This window comes from Microcystis sp. M53602_WE12, assembly GCF_030065455.1.
GTDB lineage: Bacteria > Cyanobacteriota > Cyanobacteriia > Cyanobacteriales > Microcystaceae > Microcystis > Microcystis aeruginosa.
The window spans coordinates 1-7,121 of sequence record NZ_JASJFB010000632.1; the positions used below are offsets into that span (position 1 = coordinate 1).

The window sequence follows — 7,121 nt, forward strand, 5'->3', positions numbered from 1 at the left end:
AATATCCTCCCGTTCCAAATCATCGTAGTCGGCTAAAATATCTTCGATACTCATGCCAGAACTAAGTAATTCTAGGATAAATTCAACAGGATAACGCAATCCTCGAAGGCAAGGTTTGCCATGACAGATATTTAAATCGAGTGTGATTCGCTGCCAAAGTTGGTTTTCCATAGGTAATTCAGTTGCTTGTAATCGTCCAATCTTCTCTCCGCCTACTTCTACTATGCACAATTCTGTCTTTAAGTCAAGTTACTTTACAAAACTTCAAGCAATTTCTTGACAAAATTTAACCTTTTTTCTCATTTTTGAACCCTCACAAATTAATTATGCAAGGGGTTTAATCTACTATACACAACTAGGGATACTACGAGAACTAACACTGTCATTGATGACCAACTCATGGCTGATGCTCTTAAAGCTACTGGACTCTCTTATTCTTTGTGTGATAAATTTAACTTATATAGTAGTGATCGATCTTTGTGTCCTTTGTGTCTCTGTGGTTCGTTCCCCTCACTATTTATTTCCGGCAGTCTTCATTGACTATCTAGACCAAAAAAAACCAGTCTTCCCTAATTTTTCGGGAAAACTGGCCAAGCTAATCTTGAGATTTTAACCGACGTTAGCGGTTTGTTTTTGGCTAAAAAATGCCGCTAAAACCTGTTGGGCAATCTGGGGACTGGTTAAACCCAAATCAGCGAAGGATTCCTCTGGTGTTGCGTGGTCCACTAATTTATCGGGAACCCCGAAACGCTTGACCGGAACTAGAATATTAGCATCCTGTAAAGCTTCCAAAACCGCAGAACCAAAACCACCCATCAAACAACCTTCTTCTAAAGTCACCACTTTACCAAGACGTTGGGCAAGGGGAAAGATAAGTTCTGTATCAAGGGGCTTGACAAAACGAGCATTAACCACTGTGGCTTCGATGCCGTGTTCGCTGAGGATTTCGGCCACCTGTAGGGAAGTGTTGACCATCGTGCCGTATCCTAACAGGAGAACATCATCGCCACTGCGGAGAATTTCGCCCTTACCGATGGGTAAAGCTTCCCAACCCTCTTCCATCAGGGGAACCCCTAAACCGTTGCCCCGGGGGTAACGCATGGCAATGGGGCCGCTGGTATGATTAATCCCCGTCACCACCATTCTTTGCAGTTCCGCCTCATCTTTCGGGGCCATAATGGTCATATTGGGGATACAACGCAGATAGGCGATATCGTACATCCCTTGGTGGGTCGGTCCATCGGCCCCGACAATACCGGCCCGGTCCATACAAAAGAAAACCGGGAGATTTTGAATGCAGATATCATGAATAATCTGATCAAAAGCCCGCTGCAGGAAAGTAGAGTAAATAGTGACAACCGGGCGCATTCCTTCGCAAGCAAGACCACCAGCGAGAGTAACCGCGTGTTGTTCGGCAATTCCCACATCGATGTACTGTTTCGGCAGTTTTGCCTGAAATTTATCTAATCCCGTCCCCGTGGCCATGGCGGCGGTGATACCGATAATGCGCGGGTCATTTTCCGCTAATTTAGTGAGAGTATGCCCGAAAACTTTGGAATAAGCGGGAGGTTTCGGTTTACTGGAGGGAATCGGTTTACCCGTGGCTAAATTAAAGGGATTTTGGGCATGATAACCCACTTGATCTTTTTCGGCCCATTCGTAGCCTTTGCCTTTAACGGTGGCAACGTGGACGAAAACCGGTCCGTGGACCTTATGGGCCTGTTTAAAAGTGGCGATTAATTCGGGAATATTATGACCATCAATCGGGCCAAAATATTTAAAGCCCAATTCCTCAATCACTGCGCCGACTTTGGGAACTGCTAACCGTTTCATTCCTTCTTTGACTCGTTCCATTTCGGGAGTGAGGGAGTCACCGAAAAAGGGTAGATTTTTAAATTGTTCTTCGAGATTATCGGCGATAAACTGGACGGGTTCGCTCAGACGAACTTTATTGAGATAGCGGGAAATTGCCCCGACGTTGGGGGAAATGGACATCTCGTTATCGTTGAGGATAACCATGATGTTGGTGTTCGGTAAATGTCCAGCATGGTTAATCGCCTCTAGGGCCATACCCCCGGTTAAAGCGCCATCCCCGATGATCGATACCACCTTGAAATCTTCCCCCTTGGCATCCCGGGCTAAAGCCATTCCTAACCCCGCAGAAATGCTCGTAGAGGCGTGTCCAGCCCCAAAATGGTCAAATTTGCTCTCGCAACGTTTTAGATAGCCCGCAACGCCGTTTTTTTGGCGCAGGGTGTGAAAATCGTTATAGCGACCGGTAAGGAGTTTGTGCGGATAAGCTTGGTGTCCCACGTCCCAAAGGACTTTATCTCGATCGAGATCGAGGGTCTGGTAAAGGGCGATCGTTAGTTCTACGACTCCTAACCCCGGTCCCAAATGTCCACCGGTAGCGGCGATCGTCTGGAGGTGTTTTTCGCGAATCTGACGGGCAATATCTTCTAATTGACGGAGTGATAAACCATGTAACTGGTTGGGATGAGTAATTTCACTTAGGTGCATATCGGCTTCTTTTTCAAAGTAGTTTATCCCTATACCAACTGTATAGGATTTTCAGCCTGAGATGAGGGAAAATCTAGGCTAATCTGGCCGCCGTGCGTAAAATTTGGCTGGCTAACATGGCAGCCCCAAAACCATTATCGATATTAACCACACCGATACCGACCGCGCAGGAATTGAGCATAGTTAACAAAGGAGCAATACCACCGAAACTGGTTCCGTAACCGATACTGGTGGGAACGGCGATCACCGGGCGATCAACTAATCCCGCTACCACACTTGGTAAGGCTCCTTCCATTCCCGCAACAACAATTAACACATCGGCAGCATCCAGTAGATGGCGATGATTCAAGAGGCGATGAATTCCCGCTACTCCCACATCCCAGAGACGCTGCACGGAAAAACCGCATAATTGAGCAGTAACCGCCGCCTCCTCCGCTACGGGAATATCGGCAGTTCCCGCCGTTAGGATGGAAATTGTACCTTTTGGGGGATTTTCTGGAGCGGCTGCGGCAATGGCACAGATGCGGGCTAAGGGATAATAAACTAAGTCTGTCACCTGTTCCTGTAGCTGGGCCGCTATCTCTGCTTCAATGCGGGTGGCCATAACCACGGGACTATTTTGACGCAATACACCGATAATTTGGGCGATTTGAGCGGTGGTTTTACCCGGCCCCCAGATAACCTCCGGAAATCCCGTTCTTAATTGACGATGATGGTCAATTTTAGCGAAGTCTTCCACCGGTTCAAAGGCCAGATGTTTAAGTTTATCTAAGGCTGTCTCCGGGTTAATTTCTCCCCTGGCAACGGCGGTCAGCAGCGATCGCAAATCGGCAGCATGGAACATGATCAGTTATCAATGGGAAGTGGGGTGTGGGGTGTGGGGTGTGGGGTGTGGGGAAGTGGGAGAGTGGGGAAGTGGGGAAGTGGGGAAGTGGGGAAGTGGGGAAGTGGGGAAGTGGGGAAGTGGGGTGTGGGGGGATGGGAAGGATAAATAAAAATAATCTCCTGTCTCCTGTCTCGGAGACTCCTGTCTGGGAGTCTCCTGTCCCACTGCTATTAGGAGGCCATGGTAGCTGCGGGACGGCGGCGGCGATAAGTACGATTGTTCGCTGGTTCCGTTGCCGCCGCTTGCAGGAGAAAAATCACTAGGGGTTGACTCTGTAACTCCCGTTTGATTAAACGTTGCAAAGTCGTCTCGATTTCGGCCCGCAAACCGGCCCAATCCGGGGACCCCGTGGCGGTTTTAAATTCACCGATGCGATCGCTTAAACAGCGTTCGATCGCCCGAATAATTAGCTGATTCAGCAGCGGGATTTCCACTTTTGTCACCACACCGCGCAAATTAATCTCTGGGGGTGCGCTTAATTGTCCCTCACTGTTAACGAAGGATGCGATCGTAATCACACCATCTTCGGCTAACTGTTGTCTTTCCTGCATAATGTGTTCGTGAACCACACCCGCTTGATCGACTAACTCGATTCCCGAAGGCACTGGTGTGCCAAGTCCAATGCGATCGCTAGTTAACTCGATCGTGTCACCATTTTTGACAATTACCATATTTTCGGCGGGAATCCCCATACTTTGGGCCATCTGAGCGTGTTTGACCAGCATTCGGTGTTCTCCATGCACTGGCACAAAAAACTTCGGCCGCGTCAAAGATAGCATCAATTTATGGTCTTCTTGGGAACCATGGCCGGAAACGTGAATTCCCTTATCGCGTCCGTAAACTACGTTAGCACCCTGCATCATCAGGCGATCAATTGTATTGACCACAGCGATCGTATTACCCGGAATCGGATTAGCGGAAAAGACAATCGTATCCCCCTGACGCGCACGAATATGAGGATGTTCACCCTTAGAAATCCGCGTCATGGCCGCTAAAGGTTCCCCCTGGGATCCTGTGGTTAAAATGACGATTTTATCATCAGCTAAATTGCGGGTCGCTTTCAGGGGTTCAAATATATCGTCGGGACATTTTATATACCCCAAATTGCGCGCATGAGCGATGACATTTAACATCGATCGACCCACTACCACCACTTTCCGGTTAAATTTCTGGGCCAATTTCAACACCAGATTAATCCGATGCACTGAGGAGGCAAAGGTAGTGATCATAATCCGTCCCGTTGCTTGGTTAAAAACCCGCTCTAACCCGGGATAAACGGAAGCTTCCGAAGGAGTATAACCGGGTACTTCCGCGTTAGTGGAATCACTCAATAAACATAGCACCCCTTTCTCGCCATGTTCGGCAATTTTTTGTAGATCAAAGAATTCGCCATCCACGGGAGTATGGTCAATTTTAAAATCTCCTGTGTGAATAACTACCCCTAAAGGAGTGTGAATTGCTACACAAAAACTATCGGCGATCGAGTGGGTATTGCGGATATATTCCACCATGAAAGATTTACCTAAACGCACCATTTGCCGGGGAACTACGGTTTCTAATTTGGTACGATTTGCTAATCCTGCTTCTTCCAATTTATCCCGCAATAAAGCCATCGCTAGATGCGGACCGTAGATAATTGGTACATCAAATTGTTTGAGATGGTAGGGAATGCCACCGATATGATCTTCGTGACCGTGGGTGACGATCATACCCTTAATTTTATGGCGATTTTCTCTTAGATAAGTCATATCGGGAAGCACTACATTGACCCCGTGCATATCATCGGAAGGAAAAGCTAAACCGGCATCCAGGAGAATAATCTCATCATCGTACTCAAAAACACAGGTGTTTTTGCCGATTTCGTGTAGTCCTCCTAGGGGAATGATCTTTAGTTTTGCTTGGGTTTTATCTTGATTCATTAGGTGTCCTTTGATGGTAAGTTATGGTGATTTTTCAGGTGGTTTTTTTGGACGGGAAATCTCAAAAAATGAATAGTTAGAACAATTCTTGCTAGGAAAATAATACCTAGCTAAACTCACTTATATCAATACTTTCTAGCCGTTCTAAACTATATTTTTTTCTAGTTAAGCTATTAACATTATAACCTATTTCTCGAAAAAATCCTAGTTTAGTGAGCCAAATTTTCTAGTATTTTTCTAGATTAAAGCCAATTCTTGCATAACTTTTGCTAATCCTTCTTCTAACTCGGGACTTAGGGAACATAAAGGAAGTCTTAGACCCCCCACTTCCCAACCGACTAGATTTAAGGCCGCTTTAATTGGAATTGGATTAGTGGCACAGAATAAACCTTTAAACAGGGGAAATAATTTCAAATTAATCTCGATCGCTTTGGCCGCATCTCCAGTTAAGAAAGCTTGAATCATTCCTTGGATTTCTTCTCCCACTAGATGACTAGCAACACTGACCACTCCCACCGCACCACAGGTCATCAGGGGTAAGGTGAGAAAATCATCGCCGGAATAAATAGCGAAATTTTCAGGAGTATGACAGTAAATCTTACAGGTTTGTTCTAAATTACCACTAGCTTCTTTTACCGCCACAATATTATCAACTGCTGCCAGTTTAATAATCGTTTCTGGGGTCATATTTTGACCCGTGCGACCAGGTATATTATAAAGCATTACTGGCAGATCGGGACAAGCTTTGGCAATGGCGCAAAAATGCTCATATAAACCCTCTTGGGGAGGTTTATTGTAGTAGGGAACCACTTGTAAAGAACCATCTAAACCCAGTTTAGCAGCCTGTTGGGTCGCTTCGATCGCTTCGGAAGTGCAATTAGAACCCGTCCCCGCAATCACTTTTCCCCGACCATTAACCGCTTTTTTGACAATACTAAATAGTTCGTATTCTTCCTGCCAACTTAGGGTGGGTGATTCTCCCGTCGTCCCACAGACCACTATACCATCGCTACCGTGGGTAACTAGATAATCGGCCAATTTTTCCACCAGGGCATAATTAACTTGACCCTCGACGGTGAAGGGTGTCACCATCGCCGTAATTACTCGTCCAAAATATGTTTCACTCATTGATCAGTTATCAGTTATCAGTTATCAGTTATCAGTTATCAGTTATCAGTTATCAACTTCTGAAGGCAAGAGGCAAAAGAAAGAATCTGGCAATCCTCCTAAGTAGGGAGGCACAATTAGTTATTTGTAGGATGGTTTAGCGGTAGCGTAACATAATCAGGCGTTGGGTTTCATGCTTCAACCCAACCTACGTTCATCTTATATTTAATTCCACCCACCCACTTAATTATTTGTAGGATGGGTTAGCGGTGGCGTAACATAATCGGGCGTTGGGTTTCATGCTTCAACCCAACCTACGTTCTAGTTAACCTCTTGCATAATTAATTTTTGAGGATTCAAAAACGGCAAAAATAAGGATTAAATTGCCTAAAGTCTGTAAATAGACCATTTAATTGATTATTATTCATTCTTAATCCTCCTGACTACTGACTACTGACTACTGACTACTGACTCCTAACCCTAACAACAATTTTTGATTTTTACCAGAGGTCTAGTTATTATCGCCTTGATCTAGCTGATGGCTGATAGCTTAATTATCAAACTGTTGCTAATCTTGAACCGACGAGATTTTTCTTGACTAAAAGTTCCGCAATTTGCACGGCATTTAAAGCCGCACCCTTGCGAATTTGATCGCCGCATAGCCACAATTCTAGACCGTTAGGATGGGA

General features: G+C 45.7%; 7 protein-coding genes and 1 pseudogene. 1 reads left to right on the forward strand and 7 read right to left on the reverse strand.

Annotated features, from left to right (window positions below):
* The coding region (locus PX482_RS20050; RefSeq protein ID WP_288096055.1) for a DUF433 domain-containing protein at positions 1 to 171 on the reverse strand (171 nt) is incomplete at its 3' end.
* 228 nt (positions 172 to 399) lie between these two features.
* Here PX482_RS20050 and PX482_RS27835 point away from each other — a divergent pair.
* The gene (locus tag PX482_RS27835; protein ID WP_002758606.1) at positions 400 to 540 is read left to right on the forward strand and encodes a hypothetical protein; all 141 of its coding nucleotides are present in this window, start codon (positions 400 to 402) and stop codon (positions 538 to 540) included.
* 69 nt (positions 541 to 609) lie between these two features.
* On the opposite strand, the gene dxs is transcribed toward PX482_RS27835, so the two are convergent.
* The 6 genes and pseudogenes from dxs to PX482_RS20080 form a co-directional block, all read right to left on the reverse strand.
* Positions 610 to 2,520 carry a 1-deoxy-D-xylulose-5-phosphate synthase gene (gene dxs / locus PX482_RS20055; RefSeq protein ID WP_288026023.1) on the reverse strand — a complete coding sequence of 637 codons (1,911 nt, stop codon included), beginning with the start codon at positions 2,518 to 2,520 and terminating at the stop codon, positions 610 to 612.
* Positions 2,521 to 2,593: 73 nt separating this feature from the next.
* Positions 2,594 to 3,364, reverse strand: a complete 771-nt coding sequence (gene larB, locus PX482_RS20060) for a nickel pincer cofactor biosynthesis protein LarB (protein WP_288026021.1) — start codon at positions 3,362 to 3,364, stop codon at positions 2,594 to 2,596.
* 9 nt (positions 3,365 to 3,373) lie between these two features.
* Positions 3,374 to 3,571, reverse strand: a complete 198-nt coding sequence (locus PX482_RS20065; protein WP_080603607.1) for a hypothetical protein — start codon at positions 3,569 to 3,571, stop codon at positions 3,374 to 3,376.
* A 5-nt stretch (positions 3,572 to 3,576) separates the two neighbouring features.
* Entirely contained in the window at positions 3,577 to 5,325 is a 1,749-nt protein-coding gene (locus tag PX482_RS20070) for a ribonuclease J (RefSeq protein ID WP_002758603.1), read from the reverse strand.
* Positions 5,326 to 5,562: 237 nt separating this feature from the next.
* The gene (gene dapA, locus PX482_RS20075) at positions 5,563 to 6,453 is read right to left on the reverse strand and encodes a 4-hydroxy-tetrahydrodipicolinate synthase (RefSeq protein WP_002758601.1); all 891 of its coding nucleotides are present in this window, start codon (positions 6,451 to 6,453) and stop codon (positions 5,563 to 5,565) included.
* Between the two features lie 536 nt (positions 6,454 to 6,989).
* A pseudogene (locus tag PX482_RS20080) lies at positions 6,990 to 7,121 on the reverse strand (aspartate-semialdehyde dehydrogenase); the annotation flags it as partial.

Excerpts from the sequence above, each read along its gene's own strand:
- PX482_RS27835 (WP_002758606.1), top strand. The coding sequence starts at position 400 with ATGGCTGATGCTCTTAAAGCTACTGGACTCTCTTATTCTTTGTGTGAT.
- dxs (WP_288026023.1), bottom strand. The coding sequence starts at position 2,520 with ATGCACCTAAGTGAAATTACTCATCCCAACCAGTTACATGGTTTATCA.
- larB (WP_288026021.1), bottom strand. The coding sequence starts at position 3,364 with ATGTTCCATGCTGCCGATTTGCGATCGCTGCTGACCGCCGTTGCCAGG.
- PX482_RS20070 (WP_002758603.1), bottom strand. The coding sequence starts at position 5,325 with ATGAATCAAGATAAAACCCAAGCAAAACTAAAGATCATTCCCCTAGGA.
- dapA (WP_002758601.1), bottom strand. The coding sequence starts at position 6,453 with ATGAGTGAAACATATTTTGGACGAGTAATTACGGCGATGGTGACACCC.